Origin of the sequence: Paenibacillus sp. P22, assembly GCF_000469945.2 — a bacterium.
GTDB lineage: Bacteria > Bacillota > Bacilli > Paenibacillales > Paenibacillaceae > Paenibacillus_O > Paenibacillus_O humicus.
Map to the genome: position 1 here is coordinate 1 of NZ_CBRA020000081.1, position 21,474 is coordinate 21,474.

16 protein-coding genes are annotated in these 21,474 nt (G+C 53.5%); 12 read left to right on the forward strand and 4 right to left on the reverse strand.

Annotated elements, in window-relative coordinates; translation table 11 throughout:
• The 8 genes from BN871_RS29645 to BN871_RS12700 form a co-directional block, all read left to right on the forward strand.
• A partial coding sequence (locus BN871_RS29645; RefSeq protein WP_048746384.1) for a PD-(D/E)XK motif protein occupies positions 1-509 on the forward strand: 509 nt, incomplete at its 5' end.
• 40 nt (positions 510-549) lie between these two features.
• Positions 550-990, forward strand: coding sequence for a PD-(D/E)XK motif protein (locus BN871_RS29650; protein ID WP_048746386.1), 441 nt, complete (start codon positions 550-552; stop codon positions 988-990).
• On the forward strand, positions 987-3,020 hold the full coding sequence (locus tag BN871_RS12680; RefSeq protein ID WP_048746387.1) for an AIPR family protein: 2,034 nt from the start codon (positions 987-989) through the stop codon (positions 3,018-3,020). Before BN871_RS29650 ends, BN871_RS12680 begins: the two co-directional genes overlap by 4 nt.
• Positions 3,021-3,128: 108 nt before the next feature.
• Positions 3,129-4,862: a DNA cytosine methyltransferase gene (locus BN871_RS12685; RefSeq protein ID WP_048746389.1), complete on the forward strand. Its 1,734-nt coding sequence runs from the start codon at positions 3,129-3,131 to the stop codon at positions 4,860-4,862.
• Positions 4,783-5,163 carry a very short patch repair endonuclease gene (locus BN871_RS26885; RefSeq protein WP_232313007.1) on the forward strand — a complete coding sequence of 127 codons (381 nt, stop codon included), beginning with the start codon at positions 4,783-4,785 and terminating at the stop codon, positions 5,161-5,163. The genes BN871_RS12685 and BN871_RS26885 overlap by 80 nt, the downstream gene beginning before the upstream one ends.
• Before the next feature lie 90 nt (positions 5,164-5,253).
• Positions 5,254-5,580 (forward strand): nucleoside triphosphate pyrophosphohydrolase, encoded by a 327-nt coding sequence (locus BN871_RS12690; RefSeq protein ID WP_048746392.1) that lies wholly within the window; start codon positions 5,254-5,256, stop codon positions 5,578-5,580.
• The gene (locus BN871_RS12695; protein WP_021877724.1) at positions 5,573-8,011 is read left to right on the forward strand and encodes a DEAD/DEAH box helicase family protein; all 2,439 of its coding nucleotides are present in this window, start codon (positions 5,573-5,575) and stop codon (positions 8,009-8,011) included. Before BN871_RS12690 ends, BN871_RS12695 begins: the two co-directional genes overlap by 8 nt.
• Positions 8,012-8,603: 592 nt before the next feature.
• Positions 8,604-12,068 carry a CARDB domain-containing protein gene (locus BN871_RS12700; RefSeq protein ID WP_048746394.1) on the forward strand — a complete coding sequence of 1,155 codons (3,465 nt, stop codon included), beginning with the start codon at positions 8,604-8,606 and terminating at the stop codon, positions 12,066-12,068.
• Positions 12,069-12,152: 84 nt separating this feature from the next.
• Here the strand turns inward: BN871_RS12700 and BN871_RS12705 are convergent, their stop codons facing one another.
• A complete protein-coding gene (locus BN871_RS12705) occupies positions 12,153-12,857 on the reverse strand; it encodes a TetR/AcrR family transcriptional regulator (protein WP_048746396.1) in 705 nt (234 codons plus the stop codon).
• A 160-nt stretch (positions 12,858-13,017) separates the two neighbouring features.
• Here BN871_RS12705 and BN871_RS12710 point away from each other — a divergent pair, with 160 nt between their 5' ends.
• Positions 13,018-14,469, forward strand: coding sequence for a DHA2 family efflux MFS transporter permease subunit (locus BN871_RS12710; protein WP_048746398.1), 1,452 nt, complete (start codon positions 13,018-13,020; stop codon positions 14,467-14,469).
• A gap of 148 nt (positions 14,470-14,617) precedes the next feature.
• Here the strand turns inward: BN871_RS12710 and BN871_RS12715 are convergent, their stop codons facing one another.
• Together BN871_RS12715 and BN871_RS12720 are read right to left on the reverse strand one after the other, a co-directional pair.
• The gene (locus tag BN871_RS12715) at positions 14,618-15,838 is read right to left on the reverse strand and encodes an MFS transporter (RefSeq protein WP_021877719.1); all 1,221 of its coding nucleotides are present in this window, start codon (positions 15,836-15,838) and stop codon (positions 14,618-14,620) included.
• A 224-nt stretch (positions 15,839-16,062) separates the two neighbouring features.
• Complete coding sequence (locus BN871_RS12720; RefSeq protein ID WP_021877718.1) at positions 16,063-16,854, reverse strand: TrmB family transcriptional regulator; 792 nt, start codon at positions 16,852-16,854, stop codon at positions 16,063-16,065.
• Between the two features lie 292 nt (positions 16,855-17,146).
• On the opposite strand from BN871_RS12720, the gene BN871_RS12725 reads away from it, so the two are divergent.
• From BN871_RS12725 to BN871_RS12735, 3 genes are all read left to right on the forward strand, one after another.
• A complete protein-coding gene (locus BN871_RS12725; RefSeq protein WP_021877717.1) occupies positions 17,147-19,150 on the forward strand; it encodes a Na+/H+ antiporter in 2,004 nt (667 codons plus the stop codon).
• 249 nt (positions 19,151-19,399) lie between these two features.
• Positions 19,400-19,945 carry a GNAT family N-acetyltransferase gene (locus BN871_RS12730; protein ID WP_232313005.1) on the forward strand — a complete coding sequence of 182 codons (546 nt, stop codon included), beginning with the start codon at positions 19,400-19,402 and terminating at the stop codon, positions 19,943-19,945.
• Positions 19,946-19,985: 40 nt separating this feature from the next.
• On the forward strand, positions 19,986-20,243 hold the full coding sequence (locus BN871_RS12735; RefSeq protein WP_021877715.1) for a DUF2164 domain-containing protein: 258 nt from the start codon (positions 19,986-19,988) through the stop codon (positions 20,241-20,243).
• Positions 20,244-20,409: 166 nt separating this feature from the next.
• On the opposite strand, the gene speD is transcribed toward BN871_RS12735, so the two are convergent.
• Positions 20,410-21,216, reverse strand: a complete 807-nt coding sequence (speD, locus tag BN871_RS12740) for an adenosylmethionine decarboxylase (protein WP_048746399.1) — start codon at positions 21,214-21,216, stop codon at positions 20,410-20,412.
• Positions 21,217-21,474: the final 258 nt, after the last annotated feature.

Here is a 21,474-nt window from a genome sequence, read left to right on the forward strand (position 1 = left end):
TGTGTATATCCAGAATTTGCGAGAAGAGGAAGAGGTTCCTTCTGATGATTGATAATCCATGGAGCAACATGGCTAAGTCTACTCAAAGAAGAGTGGTTGCAGATACAATCCATGATATCTATTGGATTGTAGATCTTAGTGGGAGTTACGGAATACAGTTTGCTTTAAAAAGTCTGAACGATATTGGTGAATCCAATATTAAACTCAAGAATATTCAGGTAATTAAAAACAAAACTGAAAAGTCAACGGAATACTACTTGATTTTGAATGACAAAATGGAATGGGAGATTTTTCTTACGCTGTGTTTTGATTTAGTTGCGACAATTAAAAACTCAACACTTGAAGAAGCACTAAAAACTCTTGAGACAAGATTGATAAGGTGGCAGCTGCTTTTAAAACAACCTAAAAACTCCTTTACTCAAGAGCTTCAAATGGGTTTGTATTCGGAATTGTTGTGCTTAAGAGATATAATTTTAAAAAAAATCCAATACTCTTCTTCAAGGAGTTGATGCTTGGGGGGGGCCTGATTCTGATAAGCAAGATTTTATTTTGGGCGAGGAAGCGATCGAGATAAAGTCCTATAGAACTTCCAAAGCGAAAGTCATAAGTATTTCTTCGATACATCAATTATTCTCAGATAAGAAATTGTTTTATTTGCTGGCCTACTCGTTATCGACGAATGACTTGGGTGAGACAGTAGAGGATGCTTCGAATAGTATTAGAAAAGTTTTAATTCAAAATCCTGAGGCTCTTGAAATATTTGAAGAGAAATTAGTGAAGTACGGTTTCATACCAGAGATTATAGATTTTCAGCTTAGCAAATTTTCTGTGGATAGACTACAAGCATATCAGGTGAAGGATGAATTCCCTAGAATAATTCCTGAACAGGTTCCTGCTCAAGTGAAATTTGTTAAATACTCTTTAGATCTAACTAAGTGCAGTGATTTTGAGGTTGATATAGCAGTTGTATTGGGAGGAAATGCAACATGATTACATTGAAAGAATTCCACCAGGATTTTTTGCAGTCTATTTTATCCGATTCGGAAAGCCGAGGATTGTTAAAATCCCAATCCTTTTTTGAAAATGTTTGCGAAGAGCTGGTAAGCTCAGGAGATTTATCTGTCAACTACACTGCGGCGGAGTATAACAAAACAGGTATCGAAATTCACGGTTATGATTTCGATGAAGAGCGAGGCATACTATCACTACTAGTCCATCAATTCTTTCAAGAAGATGAAATGAATACTCTTACAATGAGCCAGATCAAAACGAAAATCAGTAGAATAAAAGGTTTTTTTGAATTTTGTGTGAGTGGGAAATATAGATTTATGGAAGAAACGTCAGATGCATTTTCTATGTCATATAACATAAATAAACACTTCGAGAGTAAAGAAATCAAAAAAATGAGGATTGTCATCATTACAGATGGGAAGGCTACAAAAAACTTGTCTTCTATACCTGATGAAATCATCGATAATATCACTACTGAATTTCGTATCATAGACATTGAGTATATATATAAACTGTTTTTAGCGAGCAATTTCAATACTAATTTTGAAGTCGAAGTGGATCTGCCCTGTTTGACAATTCCTACAAACACAGAGGAATACAGATCGTATTTGACCTTTATAACCGGAGATGTTCTTGTTGAGATCTATGAAAAGTTCGGGCAAAAGCTGTTTGAGCAGAATGTAAGAACTTTCCTGCAATTCAAGGGAGGTGTCAATAGAGGAATTAAAAACACAATTGAACATACTCCAGAAATGTTTTTTGCTTATAACAATGGTATAACGGCGACTGCTTCAAGTGTAGAAATAAGAGAGAATAGAATAAAAAAGCTCAGCAACTTTCAAGTTGTCAACGGAGGCCAAACCACATCAGCTATATACGCTGCAAAAAAGACCTCAAAATTTGATGTATCGGATGTATCCGTACAAATGAAGCTGTCTGTAGTAGAGAGCAATGAAAAACAAGATGAGTATGTCTCAAAAATATCGGAGTACGCTAATACTCAAAATAAGGTCAATAAATCCGACTTTTTCTCGAATAGTCCTTTTCATAAAGAAATGAAGAATTACTCGAGAAGAGTGTGGGCCCCTACCTCTGGAGGCTCTCAAAGAAGAACACATTGGTTCTATGAAAGAGTCAGGGGAGAATACCTGAATGAGCAGGCATACTTGACTAACTCTGAGAAAAACAAGTATCAGCTTGAAAATCCCAAGTCTCAAATGCTTGATAAAACTTTTCTTTCGAAAAGCGAGAACGCATGGCTTCAACGGCCAGACACAGTATCCAAAGGAGCCCAGTATAGCTTTGTCGCTTTTGCTGATCATATAACCTGGTGGTTGGAGAAAGATGTATTGGCTATAACGGAAACCTACTTCAGAGATGCTGTAGCAAGAGTCATATTATTTAAAACGGTTGAAAAACTGATTTCGAATGCGGAATGGTATGACAATGGCTTCAGGGCACAAACTGTTGCGTATACCATTTCTTATTTATCGTATATTGTTGAGAAATCAGGACATCATTTTAACTTCAACCGGATTTGGGAAGAGCAATCAACTTCAAAACAATTAGATGAGATATTAAATGTCATTGCAAAGGCAGTTTATATCGTAATCACAAATCCTCCACCAGGATCAGCCAATGCTGGGCAGTGGTGCAAAAAAGCAGGATGTTGGGATGCTGTGAAGCGAATGCCATTGAATATCGCTATTTATTCAGATTTGCTTATTGATAACGAAGAAAAGGTAGTCATTAAGCGAGAAGATAAAAAAGAAAAGCGGATTGACAATGGAATTGAGATGCAAGGATTTGTCGTCAACTTGCCGATGGAAGTTTGGCGGAAATTGCTCAGCTATTACAATATCAACTTCAAATCGATGGGAATTTCATTCACACAGTTAGACATACTCAAGAAAATGGCGGATGGAGCATTATATCCTCCGTCTGAGAAACAAGCGAAAGTTCTTTTCAACTTATATGATAAGGCTCTAAAAGAAGGAGCGATTGCTTGAAAAGAAGTTTGGGAAAGTATCATCTGGCAGTTGCGAGACATGCAAGGTAGATTTAAAATTGTGTTACTATCTGCTTAATTGTTTGAATGGATTGAGAGGTGCCAGGAATTGTATCGTATACTTGATTTATTTGCAGGAGCGGGCGGTATGAGCCTGGGATTTAGACAGACAGGAAAATTTGAGGTAGCAGTAGCAATTGAGAAAAATGAAAATGCAATGGGAACCTACAAAATCAACCATGGCAGTTCGTTTGAATCCGAGAAATGGCCTAGTGATATTCTTGGGGTTGATTTCAAAAATCTTAAAGATCAGTACGGAGATATCGATGTTGTGGTTGGTGGTCCCCCTTGTCAGGGGTTTTCAAATGCAAACCGCCAAAAGAACCATATTGTCAGTTTAAATAATGGACTTGTAAAAAAGTATGTAGAAGCCATCTTATCATTGCAGCCTAAAGCCTTTGTTATGGAAAATGTACGTATGTTGAAATCAGAGACTCATCGATTTTTCAGTTCGCAAAATGATTGCTTAGAAATAGAAAGGCTTGGAATCTCAAAACGAAAAGAAGAAATTATCCTTTCAAAGGGAGAGAGTCCACTCTCAGATATAGAAACATTTTTCTGCGACAAGGAAATTGTGAATGAGCTAGTTTTGACCGACAGTACTTTTCATTTGCTGAGGACTTTTTATAAAAATTCGTTTGATACCGCTAAACGTTCAAAGACCTTGGCAACTAAGGGCAAGAAGTGCTTGCAATTGCTGGCGAGGATTCCCAAGAGAAGTGAAGTGGTTTCAAGCACTTACGTGGACTTGGAGAATTCTGCTATTGATTCGTGCAGGAAGTATGTGAACGGAAAAATAGGGTTTGCAGAAGCGGCTCCCTCCATAGACTCTTACATTGAGATTCAGAAAATATTGAAAGGTTCCAAAGAGCTGTTTGACAACAACATTATCATAGACAAGGCAATATTTGATTCAACTGGTATTAGAGTTGAAACTAGTTCCTATTCCGTTGTAGAGTACCTCTCAAAAAGTCTCGGCGAGCATTACAATATTGCAGATGGAGTTTTGAATGCAGCATGGTATGGGGCTCCACAGACACGAGAAAGGTACATTTCACTTGGAATCTCTAAAAAACTAAAAGTACTGCCGAGGCTTCCAGATCCTAAGTACAAGCCATCAGCATACAGGACTGTCTCCGATGCAATAAAAGATCTTGAGTCGATAGAGCCGTCATTTGATGTCGAGAAAGCGCCGCTAGAAGTCAAGCCTTTACAAATTGCTTCTAGGCTTTCCAGCAGTTTGAGGGATTCGGAGCTACTTTTCAATCATGTAGTAACAGAGACGAGAGAAACAGCGCTGAAACGCTTTGAGTCTTTAAAACCGGGTCAAAACTTTCATGATCTTGATTGGACTCTAATAGAGAACACATACACAAGTCCGGAAAAGACACAGAACTCAATTTATTTGAGGCTGGATTATGACAAACCATGCGGGACTGTAACTAATGTAAGAAAGTCAATGTGGATTCATCCTACTCTGAATAGGGCTATCAGTATAAGAGAAGCGGCGAGATTGCAGACTTTTCCAGACAGTTTCGTTTTTGTCGGTTCTAAGGATTCTCAGTACCAGCAAGTGGGCAATGCTGTGCCTCCAATAATGGCTAAAGCGATTGCCGATGTTCTTGCCGAAATTATGCAATGCTCTGAACAGGAGGCTGATTATCCTGACGGATCATTTGACCAAGCAACAACGAAGCCATATGATGTCCAAGATAAGAGGGAAGAATACCAAGCCGGAATTAGTTGTAAGGAGTTATCTTCACCAAAAAGGATTTCGGTATAGGCTTCATGTCAAAAGATTGCCCGGAAAGCCAGATCTGGTTTTAACCAAGCATAAAGCGTTGGTTTTTGTGCATGGATGTTTTTGGCATGGGCATGAAGGATGTAAGTACTTTAGGATTCCTAAATCTAACGTAGAGTACTGGAGCAATAAAATTCATGCCAACATTGAACGAGATAGAGTCGTAGAAAAAGCGCTTCAAGTCATGGGTTGGAATGTTATCGTTCTGTGGGAATGTGAACTTAAAAAAGATCCAAATGAAAGATTGGACCTTTTAGTGCAACAGATTAAAATGAGGCAATGAACTCAGCAAGAAGAACCTGCACCGAAAAATCGGAAGCAGGTTCTTTTGTTTAGAGCCTCTATTTTAAGCTATACATAAGGAGCCATAACCATGCCCACTTACAACAAACTCGTCCGTGATCTGATCCCGGCTATCATCATGGAACAAGGACTGGAGCCGAAACTCCGCCTGCTGGACGAGGCGGAGTACAAACAGGAGCTCCGGACCAAACTTACAGAGGAAACCGGCGAATACTTGGCTGCAGAGACCGATGCCGATGCCGGTGAGGAGCTGGCGGACATTCTGGAACTGCTGCATGCCTTGGCTGCGACGCATGGCCTATCGCCTGAGCAGCTTGAGAGCATCCGCACGGACAAGGCTGTCAAGCGGGGCGGATTCCGTGATCGAATCTACCTAATCGAGGTTCAAGATGCCTGATATCAAGCTCATCACAGAGAATCTAGCGGATGAGCTGATTCCCGGTATCCAGCAGGCTTCGGGCATTTATATCTTGACCTCGTTCGTTATGGAATCCGGCGTCCGCATCCTCGCCCCGCATCTTAAGGATGCTTTGGAACGGGGATCCGAAGTCAAGCTGCTGGCTGGAGACTATCTGTTCGTCACGCAGCCGGAGGCGTTGCGGGAATTGCTTCTCATTCATCCTGGCATGGAGGTTAGACTGTGGCGCAGCCGGGGTACGTCTTTCCATCCGAAGGCGTATCTGTTCGACTATATGAACGGCCAAGGCAAATTCATCGTCGGCTCGTCCAATCTGTCCCGCTCCGCGTTCAAGATGGGGCTGGAGTGGAATCTGTCGGTCAACGCGCAGCTTGAGCCGTTCACATTCCAGGAAGCGCTGGACAAGTTCATGCGCCACTTCTACCACGATCAAACGAATGCGCTGACCGAGGGCGTGATCGCGGCCTATGAGCAGGAGTACATACGCAATCGTCAAAAATACCCGAAGCTCGTGCGGCAAATTGTCGAGGAGGAAGAAGCCGATCTGGGCGGTGCTGCGGTCAGCGGAGGCGCGGTAAATACAGACAATGCCGTTGACGGCGGTTCTTCATCCGAAGCGTCTGCTCTGGTTCCGCGTCCTGCGCAAGCCGGTGCTCTCGAAGCGTTGGAGAACGCGCTCGATGAAGGCTACAACCGGGCGATGGTCGTCATGGCAACCGGTCTCGGCAAGACTTATCTGGCGGCATTCTTCGCTCGCAATCGGTTCCGGCGCGTCCTGTTCATCGCCCATCGGGAGGAAATCCTGCTTCAGGCGAAGCAGTCGTTCCTCCATGTCATGCCGGACAAGTCCACCGGGCTCTACAACGGCACGGCCAAGGAAGGCGAGGCGGAGCTGGTCTTCGCCTCGATCTATACGCTAGGAACTAAACGGCATCGCGAGCGGTTCGAGCCGGATGCCTTCGACCTGATCGTCGTCGATGAATTCCACCATGCCGCATCCAAGTCGTATCAGGCGCTGCTGGACTATTTCCTGCCGGGGTTCCTGCTGGGCATCACGGCGACTCCTGAGCGTCTGGACGGCAAGGATGTGTATGCGCTATGCGATGGCAACGTGGCTTACCAGATCCATTTCACCGAGGCGATTCAGAAAGGCTGGTTGAGTCCGTTCCGCTACTATGGCATCTATGATGACACGGATTATTCGCAGCTTACCTGGCTAGGCAACGTTTATGATGAAGCAGAGCTGCTCGCTGTCCAACTGCGGGAAGAGATGGCGGAGCGCATTTATGACGCTTGGCTGAAGCATCGGCAGACGCGGACGATCGGGTTCTGTTCGTCGATTGCGCAGGCGAATTTCCTCTCCCGGCATTTCTCCAGCCGCGGTGCAGTTGCACGAAGTCTGAGCTCGGAGTCGAGTCCGGCTCAGCGCCGGGAAGCGGTCCGGAAGCTGGCGGAGGGCGAGCTGGATGTGATCTTCACCGTGGATCTGTTCAATGAGGGGGTCGATATCCCGTCGGTCGATACGCTGCTGTTCGTGCGGCCGACGCAGTCGCTGACGATCTTCACCCAGCAGGTAGGCCGCGGCCTGCGGCTGCAAGGGGGCAAGGACAGCTGCGTGATCATCGATCTCATCGGGAACTACCGCAATGCAGACATTAAGATGAGCTTGTTCGATACGGGAGCTGGCGGGGAAAAAGGCAAGCGCAGCGGTATCTTGCCGACGGTTCCTGCTGGATGCATGATCGACTTCGAGACCGGTGTCGTTGATCTGCTCAAGAAGCTGGCACGCAAGCGGCAGCCGCGCAAGGAAAAGCTGCTGTCTGCATATCGGAATCTCAAAGATGATCTGCAGCGGCGGCCGACTTATCTGGAGCTGCATTTGCACGGTCGGGAGAACAGTCGGGAGTACAAGCAGGAGTTCGGCTCCTACGTAGCATTTCTTGGCTGGGCGGAGGAGCTGAAGCCCCAAGAGCAAGAGGCGCTTGCAAGCTATAAGGATTGGCTGCTGGAAGCGGAGGGCACCGGCATGACGAAGTCCTACAAGATGGTGCTGCTGCTTGCGATGCTTGAAAGAGGAGCGGAGCGCTGGCCGCAGCCGATCACCGCGGTAGAGGCGGCACCGTTCTTCCATCGGTATCTGACCGAGAAGGAGTATCGCCGCAAGGTGGATATGTCCGACAAGCAGTCGCAAGCTCTGCTCGATTATAACGAGAAAAAGATCGCAGCCTTGATCGAGGAAATGCCGATGAGCAAATGGAGCGGGAGCTCCAAAGGCCTTGCGACTTTCGACGAGCGCGGTTTCGGCTTCAGCTTGGACATCGCTGTGTCGGATCGAGAGGTTCTTTTCCGCTGGACGAGAGAGATTTGTGAATACCGCCTTCATTCCTACTTTGAGAAGAAAGCTGAATAGTGGGTTCGGTCAGTCCGACCTGACCTTCATGGGCTTCCGGGGATTTCCCCCGGGAGCTTTCTTTGCAATCAAACAAACGTTTGAGATCCTCTGACAAATCAGCTTGCTGCGATAAGTGGCCAATGAACATTTGCCTATAGGAGGAATAGGCATGCATCCAATGAGAAGCGGTCGTCTTTGTTCCCGAATTTCAACCGCTGAAAGCGGCAAATAGAAGTGAAATTCGGGAACAACAGCGATTTGGAGAATGTTTTCCGCCTGCAACGGCACTTTTCAGAAGCCTCTTTGAAAGGAGCGGTCTATTTTTTCCGCAGCTAGGTTTTCTGATAAGGCCTGCCAGCGTAGAAATGAACATGAGGTCCGTAATTCAACACATCGCTAAACCGATCGGAGAAGGCCATAATAAATAGGCGAGACCGCTCCGGCGCAGAAAGGCTCTATGCCGAAAGGGATACACAGTCAGCCCGGACGGTATCGCAACTATACCCGCAGCGGGGAGGGCAGAAGGCTGCGGCATGATGCCGCAGAAAATTGTAAGCGTTTACGGCTTGTCCTCTATCATTCTCTCTATTATTAAGGAGGCAATTGACGAATGGCAAAAACGAAACGCGCCTCAATGCTGCTGCTTGCCCTGGCGCTGATCTTCGGATCGCTGTCGCTGCATCCGAATGCGGCTGAAGCGGCGACGAACCTCGCGCTCGGCAAGTCCGTGGCGGCAAGCGGCTACGCGGATGTCTACCAGGCATCGAACATCAACGACGGCAATGCATCGACTTATTGGGAAAGCGTCAACAATGCTTGGCCGCAATGGGTCCGAATCGACCTCGGAAGCTCGCAGAGCGTCGGCCAAGTCGTCCTGAAGCTGCCTTCGGGATGGGAAGCCCGCACGCAGAATATCCTCATCTCCGGCAGTACGAACGATTCTGCTTATACCACTCTGAAAGCCGCCGCCAACTACACCTTCGATCCCGCCAGCGGCAATACGGTCACCGTCTCGTTCACGGCGGCAAGCGTACGTTACGTGAAGCTGACGATCGCCTCCAACACCGCTTGGCCGGCTGGCCAATTCTCGGAGTTCGAGATCTACGGCGGAACCGCCCCGACACCAACACCAACACCAACACCAACACCAACACCAACACCAACACCAACACCAACACCAACACCAACGCCAACGCCAACGCCAACACCGACACCGACACCGACACCAACACCGACACCAACCGTCATACCAACGCCTACAGCCACCCCGACGCCGGGTCCCGGCTCGAATCTTGCCCAGGGCAAGCCGATCTCGGCCAGCTCGACGGTGTATACCTTCGTAGCGGCCAACGCCAATGACGGCAACACGGCTACTTATTGGGAAGGCGCCGGCGGCTCCTATCCCAACACGCTGACCGTCAGCCTGGGCGCGAATGCTGCCTTGAGCTCGATCGTGCTGAAGCTGAACCCCGATTCGTCCTGGGGCAAGCGCACACAGACGATCCAGGTGATGGGCAAAACCCAGAACGGAAGCTCCTTCACGAGCCTCGTCGCCGCCAAGGACTACGTCTTCGATCCGGCTACGGGGAACACGGTGACGATTCCTGTCTCCGGCACCGCGAGCGACGTGCAGCTCGTCTTTACGGCGAACACGGGCTCCTCGGCAGGCCAGGTCGCCGAGTTCCAGGTCATCGGCACGCCGGCTCCGAATCCGGATCTGACGGTTTCCGCTCTCACCTGGACTCCAGCCTCTCCAGTGGAAACAGACTCCGTGACGCTCACTGCTGCCGTCCGCAACATCGGAACGGCGGCATCGGCCGCCACGAAGGTCAACTTCTACCTGGGCAGCACTTTGGCCGGAACAGCCGATGTCGGCGCTCTTGCGGCAGGCGCTTCCGTCAACGTGCCGCTCAGCATCGGGGCCAAGGACGCAGGCTCCTATCAAGCGACCGCCAAGGTCGACGAAAACAACGCGGTCGTTGAACTGAACGAGAACAACAACAGCTTCACGGCCTCGTCGCCGCTCGTTGTCAGCCCCGTATCGAGCTCCGACCTCATCGCTTCCAGCGTGAGCTGGAGTCCGGGCAATCCGGCTGCAGGCAATACGGTCAGCTTCTCGGTCATCCTCAAAAACCAAGGAACGGCGGCATCCGCGGCCGGCGCTCACGGCATTACGCTGACGCTGTCGGACGCAACGAGCGGAGCGGTGCTGAAAACGCTCACCGGTTCCTACAGCGGCACGCTTGCGGCCGGCGCTTCGACGGCTCCGATCAGCCTCGGCACCTGGACGGCCGTGAATGGCAAATATACCGTCAAAACCGTCATCGCCGTCGACGGCAACGAGCTGCCGGTCAAGCAGGCGAACAACACGAGCACGCAATCGTTCTTCGTCGGACGCGGCGCGAATATGCCGTATGACATGTACGAAGCCGAAGACGGCGCTACGGGCGGCGGCGCCTCCGTCGTCGGGCCGAACCGGAACATCGGCGACATCGCCGGCGAAGCTTCCGGCCGCAAGGCGGTCACGCTGAACTCGACCGGCAGCTATGTGCAGTTCACGACGAAGGCGAGCACGAACACGCTCGTCGTCCGCTTCTCCATTCCCGACGCTCCCGGCGGAGGAGGCATCGACTCCACCCTCAACGTGTACGTGAACGGCAGCTTCGCCAAAGCCATCCAGCTCACCAGCAAATACGCCTGGCTGTACGGCAATGAAACGAATCCCGACAACAGTCCTTCCTCCGGCGGACCGCGTCATATTTATGACGAGGCCAACATGATGTTCGACACGACGATTCCGGCGGGCAGCACGATCAAGCTGCAGAAGGATGCAGCCAACACGACGAACTATGCGATCGACTTCATCAACCTGGAGCAGGTGGCCCCGATCGCCAACCCGAACCCGGCGAAGTACGTCGTTCCGGCCGGCTTCACGCATCAGGACGTGCAGAACGCGCTGGACAAATTCCGCATGGACACGACCGGCACGCTGGAAGGCGTTTATCTGCCGGCGGGAACGTACTCGACCTCGAACAAGTTCCAGGTCTACGGCAAGCCGGTCAAAATCGTCGGCGCAGGCCCTTGGTATACGCGCTTCACGGCGCCGGCCAACCAGGACAATACGGACATCGGCTTCCGCGCCGAAGCGACGGCCAATGGCTCGACCTTCTCCGGCTTCGCCTACTTCGGCAACTACAAGAGCCGCATCGACGGACCGGGCAAAGTATTCGACTTCTCCAACGTGGCGAACATGACGATCGACAACATCTGGACGGAGCATCAGGTGTGCATGTACTGGGGCGCCAACACCGACTACATGACGATCAAAAATTCCCGCATCCGCAACACCTTTGCCGACGGCATCAACATGACCAACGGCAGCACGAACAATCTCGTCTCCAACATCGAGGCGCGGGCGACGGGCGACGACAGCTTCGCGCTGTTCTCGGCGATCGATGCAGGCGGAGCGGACGAGAAGGACAACATCTTCGAGAACCTGACCTCGATCCTTACCTGGCGCGCGGCAGGCCTGGCGGTGTACGGAGGTTACGGCAACACGTTCCGCAACATCTACATTGCCGACACGCTCTGCTACTCCGGCATCACGATCAGCTCGCTCGACTTCGGGTATCCGATGAACGGCTTCGGCGCTTCGCCGACGACCAATCTGCAGAACATTTCGGTCGTCCGCTCCGGCGGCCATTTCTGGGGACAGCAGGTATTCCCGGCCATCTGGGTGTTCTCGGCGTCCAAAGTATTCCAGGGCATCCGCGTCAGCGACGTGGACATCATCGACCCGACTTATGTCGGCATCATGTTCCAGACGAACTACAGCGGGGGCCAGCCGCAAAACCCGGTCACCGACACGATCTTCAGCAACATCTCGATCTCTGGTGCGCAGAAGAGCGGGGATGCCTACGACGCCAAGTCCGGCGTAGCCATCTGGGCCAATGAAATGCCTGAACCCGGCCAAGGGCCGGCAGTCGGTTCCGTGACATTCAACAACCTGAAAATGACGAACAACTTCACGAATATCAAAAACACGACCTCAACGTTCAAGATCGTGGTCAACTGATATCGACATGCGCGAGACTGCCCGCCGGATACATCCGGCGGGTTTTTTTGGCTTGGCAGCCAGCCTATCAACGACGATGCTCTATCATTCCTGCGTTCTCATCCCCGCAATCAATCGGTCGAAATAGAGCTCAATCGAGGAATAATCTTCATCCATCCATTTTTCATAGAAGACCTGATGCTTCATGGTCTTGAAAAAGTCCATCAGAGCTTGCTTCAAGGTCATATCTTGCAGCATCAGCCATTTGGGATCCAGCAGCTTCCGAAAGACAAGATCGACCTGGGTCAGATAAAGCCGCGTATTGATGGGATAAAATACCCCGAGCTGAATGCCGCTCTCGAAGTAGTCGGACAGCTTGATTTTGCAAAGCTCTACGGCTTCAGCAAGCTTGACGGCCAAGCTCGGATACGTCGCGCTCAGATCCTGAATCAGAACATCCGTCAAGTAGTAAGACAGCTTGATCGTGAGCTTGAACGCCTGGGCGAAGGATTCGTTGTAGAACCTCCGCTCCTCGGCGGACGGCTGCGAGAGCCGCTCCGGCGACAGCCTCGGCGGAGCTTCCGACAGCATTTGATCGGATACGAACGCCGCGAATTTGTGGACAATGCAGCCCACAATTTCATCTTTGGAAGCAAAATATTTATACATCGTCGCTTTGCTGATATCCATATATTTGGCCAGTTCATCCATTTTGAGCGGGCTGATGCCATGCTTATGGACATAGGGCATCAAGCGCAAGACAAGCTTCTCCCGTTTCTCGAACAGCGGATCAAATGGGGTTTCCGACATTTTAACACACCTCCAGGTTGGCCCCTTTAGTATAAATCATCTCTTCTTGAATATAAACGTGATATACGAATTGAACTTTTTTTATAAAATTAGTTTACTTTGTATGGTCTCCTATGCTACTTTAGGGGCAAGAAAATGAATACGCTTGGGGGAGATTGTCATGTCCACACAAACTGGAGAGTCCTTGCCCGTTCGTTCGCTTCTGGCTCCGCTGATTGCGATTGTCGTCGGGCTGTTCATGGTGATTCTGGATACGACGGCGGTGAACGTCGCTATTCCGGTACTGGCGGATGACTTGCATAGCAAGCTGAGCTTGATTCAATGGACGATTACGGGCTATTCGCTCGCGCAGGCTGTCGTCATTCCGATGGCGGGATGGTTCTCCGACCGGTTCGGGGCGAAGCAGACGTTCATCGTCTCGATTATCTTATTCACGGCGGGATCCATCCTTTGCGCTTTCGCGGGCACCGCAGAGCAATTGATCTTCTTTCGTGTCGTGCAGGGGCTGGGCGGCGGAATGGTCGTGCCGATTGCATTTGCGATGACCTACCGGATCAGTCCTCCCGAGTCGGTGGGCCGGATCATGGGCATGATGGGACTGCCTATCCTGCTTGCGCCTGCGCTCGGACCGGTCGTCTCCGGCTATCTCGTCGATTACGTCAGCTGGACGTGGATTTTCCTCATCAATATTCCGGTCGGGATTGCCGGAGTGGTCATGAGCGCCATGTTCCTGCCGAATCTACCGAAAAAAGCCTCGGCTCCGCTGGATTACGCCGGCATCGCGCTGGCGCCGTTCGCCTTCGGCGGCCTGTCGTACGGACTGAGCGAAGCGGGGGAGGGATGGTCCTCGGCAAAAACGATTGCCGGCCTGGCCGTAGGAGCTGTCGCGATGATCTTGTTTGCCGTCGTTGAGCTGCGGCGCCAAAAGGAGCCCCTGCTGGAGCTGAGGGTATTCCGGTCCATTCAATTTACGCGGGGAATTCTGGTGCAGTGGGTGATGCAATTCGCCATGTTCGGATTGATCTTCGCCATTCCGTATTTCATGCAGCGATTGATGGGAATGAGCGCGTTCGAGGCTGGGCTGTGGACGCTGCCGCAGGCGCTGGCCTCCGCGGTCATGATGCCGTTCAGCGGAAGGCTGTTCGATCGGATCGGAGCGCGTCCTTTGGTAATTGGCGGCTTGATCCTGATTACGGCCGGGGCTTATCTGGTCTCTCTCATCGATCCGAGCGACAGCCCGTGGCTGTTCTTGGTCCCGCGCGCGCTGATCGGATTCGGGACGGGAATGTCGTTCATTGCGCTGAATACGCATTTGATCCAAACGGCGCCCAAGGAACTGGTCGGCAGGGTAACTTCGCTCACAAGCGCCGCCCAGCAGGTCGTCGGTTCGTTCGCCATCGCGGGACTTACGACGCTTCTGGTCAATCGCACCGACCATTATGCGCGCAAAGGGGAAGCGGTGCTTCCGGATGCGATGTCGCATGCGTTCCACAACGCGTATCAATTGATCGCCATTCTGGCGGCGGCAGGGCTGCTGCTGGCGATTACGCTGAAGAGGCCGGCCATCGAAAAAGCGGACCGGCCGGCTGTAGTCGCGGACGCAGGTCTTTAATGGAAGGCGATGAGGAGACGGCGCGGAGCCGGCCGCTCGGCTGGTCAGGAATCCTCGAGATCGGAACGAGGATCTCTTGACGCGCAGAATGCAAAAGACACCCGAAACGGGTGTCTTTTGCATTCTTGGGGTACAGCTGCGAGGCCATTCATGCGCCTTGCCCATGCAGCTCTCTATCCTTGGGCAGCAGCAGGGTGAAGATGCTGAGCAGCGGAAGGTAAGAGCAGATCTTCATGACCAGGCCGATGCTGGTCGCGTCCGCGATCTCGCCGAGCAAGGCGGAGCCGAGTCCGCCAAGTCCGAAGGCAAGGCCGAAGAACAAGCCGGAGACGAGGCCGATTTTGCCCGGCAGCAGCTCTTGGGCGTAGACCACGATGATAGAGAAGGCCGAGGAAAGCACGAACCCGGCGCATACGCACAGAACGGCCGACCAGAAGGGACTCGCATAAGGAAGCAAAAGGGAGAAAGGAGCGGTTCCCAGGATGGAGAGCCAGATGATATTGCGGCGGCCGAAGCGGTCTGCCAGCGGTCCGCCGATGAAGGTGCCGACGGCGGAAGCGACGAGGAAAGCGAACAGATACCATTGGGCCGACTGCTTGCCGATTCCGAAATCGTCGATCAGGTAGAGCGAGTAGAAGCTGGTGAAGCTGGACAGGTACACATGCTTGGAGAAGACAAGGAGCACCAGGATGCCGATGGAGAACTTCACCTTGCCCGAAGACAGCCTCGGCAGGGCGGAGCTTGCGGCCGCGGCCGTATTTTTGGGGCGGGGAGCGGCGTTGATGGAACTATACCAGCGCGCGACGAAAGTCTGGATCGCGATGCCTGCAACGGCGGCCGCGACGAACAGCAGCACTCCCTTTTGGCCAAGCGGGATGAAGATAAGCGCCGTCATGACGGGGCCGAGCGCGCTGCCGATATTGCCGCCGACCTGGAAGATCGACTGGGCGAGTCCTCTGCTGCTGCCTGCGGCCAGATAGGCGACGCGCGACGATTCGGGATGGAAGATGGCCGAGCCGACGCCGATTGCTGTTACCGACAGGAGAATGGTCACGAAATTCGGCGCAAGCGCAAGACAGACGACGCCGACGAGCGTGAAGCAGACGCCGAAGGGCAGGATGTAAGGGCGCGGCTTTTTGTCGGCGAACAGCCCGACGAGAGGCTGCAGGAATGAAGCCGTTATATTCATCATAAAAGCGATCAGGCCGATCTGCCCGTAGCTGAGATGCTGGGTCTCGCGAAGGACGGGAAAGAGGGCCGTCACGGTCGATTGCATGGAATCGTTGAGCAGGTGGACCGTGCTGATCATGAACAGGATCGGGAAAACGGTGGCATTCGTCGATATTCTACGGGCGACAGCTTGTGACATGGTTTCGGTTTCCTCTCTGTTCCAAGTGGTCTATTCATCTCTAGCTTCAAAACGTGGGGCTTCAGCTGTCATCAACCGAAATAAGCGGACATCCGCTTGCTCTGGCGGACATCGACCGGATCGGTTGGCATCAGCTGGCCTTGGCAGACATCGGCCGAATCAGCGGACAGGCATAAGGGATATCGGCTGGCATTAGCTCACATACAAGGCAGGGTTCTTTGCCGTCAAGGAATATCCCAGCCATAATCATGGCGGTAGCGGTCAAGCAGCTTCTCATAGTCGGAGCCGTAAGCTTCGGCCAGCTGAGGACCGAAGTCGCGCTCCATGTCCATCATCAGCAGGTCGTGATGGAATGCCTGCAGGAGCATTCCGGATACGGACGGATGGTCCGTCTCCAGGGCGGAAGGCTTGCCGGGCTCGTTGAAGCTGCCGAGCAGCCCGTCCTTCCAGTCGCAGAGGATGTAGAAGCCTCTCGATTTTTCCGGAAGCCACATCTCCATCCGCTTGTGGGTGAATACATGCCTGAGCCCGGTCTCGACCTCGCCGATCGTAATGACGATGACCGTCTTGCCCCGGCTTTCGGCTTCGGCCAGCATCGGCTCCAATTCATGGAAGTCCTCGCTCCATATATCGACGACGACGGTGCGGCGGGCGCCAGCGATCAGCCGGCGGATCGCGGTCCGCATATTCCCTTCGCCCGTCCAGGTATAGAAGCCCGGCGCAGGAGGCTGAGGCTTCAGATCCCGCTCCAGAATGCCGGCATTCTCTTCGAACTCCGAGCGCAGCTGGCGAATGACATCCTCGATGGGAATGGCGGCGTACATGGATGTCTCGCCTTCCGACACGCGGCAAATCCCCTTTTCCACGAGCGACCTCAGAGCCGCATAGACGTTCGTGCGCGAGACGGACACGCGCTTGGCGACTTCGTAGCCGGACAGCACAGGCTCTTCATGCAGCGCCAGATAACAGCGGGCTTCCAGCTCGGACATGCCGAGCCGCTTGAGCCGATCGATCATCGATGCCGACCTCCTTTATGTAGTAGTATTAATGAATACGACTAATTGGAATAAGCTGATTATGCCATTGAATCCGATTTTCCGTCAACAATAAAGATGAGCGGCAATTCCGAAAGATTTCCAGCCGGATATCATTATTCGCCGGCAGCTTTTCGATCGTAGGCGCAGCCTGCCCGAACTTTGCGGACGACGGACTTCGGTTAGGATCGCATGCTCCACTATGGTAAAGTAATAAGATCACGCATTTCCGCCCTGTAGGGGCAAGACTGTACATAAGGAGCTTGGTTGCCTCATGGAAATCTTCATCATGGTGATGGCGCTGCTGGTCCTGATCGGGGTCTCCAACATCATCAACCGCTTCATTCCGTTCGTTCCGGTGCCGATTATTCAGATCGCGCTCGGCATCGTGGCCGCCTATTTCCCGTGGCTGCATCATGTGCCGCTGAATCCGGAGCTGTTCTTCGTCCTGTTCATCGCGCCGCTGCTGTTCAACGACGGCAAGATCACGCCTCGCGAGGAGCTGTGGAAACTGCGCTCCTCCATCCTGCTGCTGGCGCTCGGCCTCGTGTTCGCGACCGTGCTCGTGGCCGGCCCGTTCATCCACTGGATGATTCCCGCCATCCCGCTCTCGGCGGCGTTCGCGCTGGCGGCGATCCTGTCGCCGACGGATGCCGTCGCCGTCGGCTCCATCGCGAGCCGCGTCAAGCTGCCGGGCAGCATCCTGCGGCTGCTGGAGGGCGAGGCGCTCATGAACGACGCCTCCGGCCTCGTCGCGTTCAACTTCGCCATCGCGGCGACAGTGACCGGCTACTTCTCGCTGACCAATGCCGTCGGCAGCTTTTTCGTGATCGCGCTCGGAGGGCTGGCGCTCGGAGCCGCGCTCGGCTTCGCCGTCGTCTGGCTGCGCGTCTGGCTGCGCCGCTGGGGGATGGAGGACGTCACGGTCCATATGCTGATCCTCATCCTGACTCCGTTCGTCATCTACCTTGCGGCGGAGCATCTGCATGTGTCCGGCATCCTGGCCGTCGTGGCCGCAGGCGTCGTGCATGCCATCGAGAGGGATCGGATGGGTCCGTCCACGATCAAGCTCAACGTCGTCTCCGACAGCACCTGGTCGGTCATCATCTTCTGCCTGAACGGTCTTGTGTTCATGCTGCTCGGCCTCGAAATTCCGGATGTCATCCAGGTGGTCTGGGAAGATCCGAACTACAACAACGGCAAGGTCATCGGGTACATTTTCGCCATTACGGCGCTGCTGCTCCTGCTCCGCATGGCTTGGGTATGGGCCAAGGAACGCAAGTTCAAGACGTCGCTGCTGACCGCCTTGTCCGGCGTGCGGGGCGCGGTGACGCTGGCGGGCGCGTTCTCCATTCCGCTTTTCCTCGGGGACGGCTCCGTGTTTCCGGAACGCAACCTGATCCTCTTCATCTGCGCCGGCGTCATCCTGATCACGCTGCTGCTCGCCAGCGTCATGCTGCCGCTGCTGACACGCTCGTCCGAAGACGGCAAGACCAAGGATATGGAGGCGGCGTCCAAGGAAGCGGAGCGCCGCGCGCGCATTCTGGTGCTGGACGCCGGGCTGAGGACGGTGCAAGGGGAAATGCGAGAGGACAACCAGGCGGCCGCTCTTGAGCTGCGCGCCGATTATGTCCAGCGCATCCAGCAGCTGCGGCTTGGCCTTGCTTCGGAGGCGGAATCCAGAAGCGCCGTCGTCGACCTGCGCCTTCACGCTCTCGAGGCGGAGCGCAAGGTTGCCCGCGAATGGCTGGAGGAAGGCAGAATCACGCCCGACATGGAAGAAGCCTTCCAGCATTATCTCAACCGCGTCGAGCTGGCCCTGACGAACCGGGTCAAGCTGCTGGCTACGCTGCTTTACGGCTTGTTCCTCCGCCTGTTCACCAAGCGGGGCAGGCACCGCAAGGCCAAGCTCAAGGGAACCCGGAGCAAGGAAGCCTATCTGGAGCTCAAGCAAGCTTCGGTCAAGGCGGCCGGGGAACGGATCAAGGAGCTGGAAGGCCGTTACAGCAAGGATATCGTGCTTGCCATGGTGGCGCATTACCGCGAGCTGGAGCTCCGTCTCTGCAGCGGCCAGGCGGCGCTCGGCCGCCCGCTGGGCTCCAAGGAAGGGCGCAAGGAGCTGGAGCAGAAGGCCGTCCAGGCCGAGCGCAATGAAATCCAGCGCTTGTTCGAGAGCGGGAACATCGACCGGAAGCTTGCAGGTAAGCTGAGGGTTTACGTCAATTACCGGGAAGCCAGCCTGCACGAGAACGAAGAAGTAGGGGCCCATGCCCATTAGGCTTCTATAGCTCGCTGTACGACGGCAGGCCCCATGACAAGGCTGATCCAGCCCAGTCAGCGGAGCAGATGGAATGATTCCGGAGAAGCGGAAGGAACGCTTGCGAAATGGTTTTCTCCGAAAAACGTTGGCGTTGACCTTTTAGCCTCGATTCCAATCCTGGGAATTGTCCAAAAATCCGGAAGTTGCCGCGATCTGAACGAACATTCCGCCTGCACAGCGGCATTCATGAAAGGGGAATTGAGCCCGATGGACGGCATTCAGGAGCAGAAGCAAATGCAAGAGCAGGTGTTGGAGCCGATACGGTACCTGCCGATGGACGACAGCCATTACGACGACTCCGTCTCTCTGTGGAAGAGGATGGACGGGCTGGTGCTGAGCGGGGCTGATTCGCGCGAGGCGATCTCGGCCTATCTGGAGCGGAATCCCGGCCTGAGCCTGATCGCCTCAGCCGGGGACAAAGTCGTCGGCACGCTCATGGCGGGCCATGACGGAAGGCGCGGCTGGCTGTACCATCTGGCCGTAGACCCTAAATTCCGGGGAAGAGGCATAGGCAGCGAGCTCGCGGAGCGTTGCCTGCGCGGACTCGGAGAAGCCGGCATCGAGCGCTGTTATCTCATGGTCATGGAGAGCAACGACGGGGGAGCGGCTTTCTGGACGAAGGCCGGCTGGGAGAAGCGGGACGGCATTCTGCTGTTTTCGAGGGATCCGGAGAAGCCGGCTGCCGGCGCGGACAGATCGGGAGCCGCCGTCTCCAAGGAAGAGAAGAGGGCGGGAAGCAGCTGCAGCTGCTGAGCTTGGCCGACAAATCCGAGAATGGAAGGCGGGGCGGTTCATGCACACAACAAAGCTGCCGAAGGAACAGAAGAAGCAGCTCATCGGAGAGCTGCAGCATTATTTCCTCATGGAAAGGGACGAGGAGCTCGGAGAGCTGCCTGCGGAGCTGATGCTGGACTTCATGCTCTCGCTGCTGTCGCCGGTCATCCGCAATCAGGCCGTCGAGGATGCCGTCCGAACCGTGCGCGAGCGGATGGGGGCGCTGGAGGAGGACCTGTATTCTCTTCAGCAAGCGAGCCGGACGGCGCGGAAATGAACAGCGGCTGGGATATGGCGCCGCTTGAAAGAACCGCGGCTGAAAAAGAAGCGAAGCGGAAAAAGAACCGAAGCGGGAAAAGGATCGCAGCCGAAAAACTGCAAAAGAATTGAACAAGCCTGTCCTGCAGCCGGCGAGCCCGGCGCGGGACAGGCTTTTTTTTTATTCAATACATGTTCTTGCCGTAGAAAATCTCGTCCATCTCGCCCTTGAGCTTCTCGGTTATCTCCTGCTGCTCTTCCTCGCTCAGCTTGTCCTTCGTATAACCGAACAAGTAGTTGTTGAGATCGAACTGCTTCAGCTTGCACTTCGTGTGGAAGATGTTCTCCTGATAGACGTTCACGTCGATCATGTGGAACAGGTCCTTCGCCTCGTCCGGAATGTAATTCTGGATGGAGCTGATATCGTGGTCGATGAACAGCTTATGTCCGGTAATGTCGCGGGTGAAGCCCCGCACCCGGTAGTCCAGCGTCATGATGTCGGTATCGAAGGAGGAGATGAGATAGGTCAGCGCCTTCAGCGGACTGATCTCGCCGCAGGTGGACACGTCGATGTCCGCGCGGAACGTGCTGATGCCTTCGTCGGGATGGAATTCGGGATACGTATGGACGGTGATATGGCTTTTGTCGAGCTGGAGGACGACGTTGGAGGGCATCGGTCCCGGAGATTCGCCGAAGGTGCCCTGGGGAACCTGCACGACGGGGCCTTCGGAGACGAGCAGCGTGACGCTGGCGCCCTGCGGCTCGTAATCCTGCTTGGCCGTATTGAGCACATGCGCTCCGATGATATCCGACACATGATGAAGGATGTGGTTGAGACGGTCGGAGTTGTACTGCTCGTCGATGTAAGCCAGGTAGGCCTCGCGCTCCTGCTTGTTGCGCGTGTAGCATATATCGTACATGTTGAAGCTCAGCGATTTGGTCAGGTTGTTGAACCCGTGAAGGGCGATGACCTGCTCGTGGGTCAGTTTCATCCGGCAATCCTCTCCTTTGCGCGCCTGTGCCAAGTTATTCGTACTATTACCCCGGCCTGCAAAAGTTTACCCTCGCCCCCTTCTTGCCTGTGCCGGGGGAGGCAGGCGGCGAGGCTGAGCATCGCCGGATACGTTTAGCGCGCCAAGCGCCAGAGCCGCAAGGTTTGCAAAGCGTGCCAAGCACGCAAAGCTCATCGCCCGACCGGCATGGCGGCGAGGCCTCCCTATCCAAGCCTCCTTCCGCACAGGAGACAGCCT

Excerpts from the sequence above, each read along its gene's own strand:
- BN871_RS12720 (WP_021877718.1), bottom strand. The coding sequence starts at position 16,854 with ATGATCGATCGGCTCAAGCGGCTCGGCATGTCCGAGCTGGAAGCCCGC.
- BN871_RS12690 (WP_048746392.1), top strand. The coding sequence starts at position 5,254 with ATGCCCACTTACAACAAACTCGTCCGTGATCTGATCCCGGCTATCATC.
- BN871_RS12735 (WP_021877715.1), top strand. The coding sequence starts at position 19,986 with ATGCACACAACAAAGCTGCCGAAGGAACAGAAGAAGCAGCTCATCGGA.
- BN871_RS12700 (WP_048746394.1), top strand. The coding sequence starts at position 8,604 with ATGGCAAAAACGAAACGCGCCTCAATGCTGCTGCTTGCCCTGGCGCTG.
- speD (WP_048746399.1), bottom strand. The coding sequence starts at position 21,216 with ATGAAACTGACCCACGAGCAGGTCATCGCCCTTCACGGGTTCAACAAC.
- BN871_RS12725 (WP_021877717.1), top strand. The coding sequence starts at position 17,147 with ATGGAAATCTTCATCATGGTGATGGCGCTGCTGGTCCTGATCGGGGTC.
- BN871_RS12730 (WP_232313005.1), top strand. The coding sequence starts at position 19,400 with ATGGACGGCATTCAGGAGCAGAAGCAAATGCAAGAGCAGGTGTTGGAG.
- BN871_RS12705 (WP_048746396.1), bottom strand. The coding sequence starts at position 12,857 with ATGTCGGAAACCCCATTTGATCCGCTGTTCGAGAAACGGGAGAAGCTT.
- BN871_RS12710 (WP_048746398.1), top strand. The coding sequence starts at position 13,018 with ATGTCCACACAAACTGGAGAGTCCTTGCCCGTTCGTTCGCTTCTGGCT.
- BN871_RS12715 (WP_021877719.1), bottom strand. The coding sequence starts at position 15,838 with ATGTCACAAGCTGTCGCCCGTAGAATATCGACGAATGCCACCGTTTTC.
- BN871_RS26885 (WP_232313007.1), top strand. The coding sequence starts at position 4,783 with ATGTCCAAGATAAGAGGGAAGAATACCAAGCCGGAATTAGTTGTAAGG.
- BN871_RS12680 (WP_048746387.1), top strand. The coding sequence starts at position 987 with ATGATTACATTGAAAGAATTCCACCAGGATTTTTTGCAGTCTATTTTA.
- BN871_RS12695 (WP_021877724.1), top strand. The coding sequence starts at position 5,573 with ATGCCTGATATCAAGCTCATCACAGAGAATCTAGCGGATGAGCTGATT.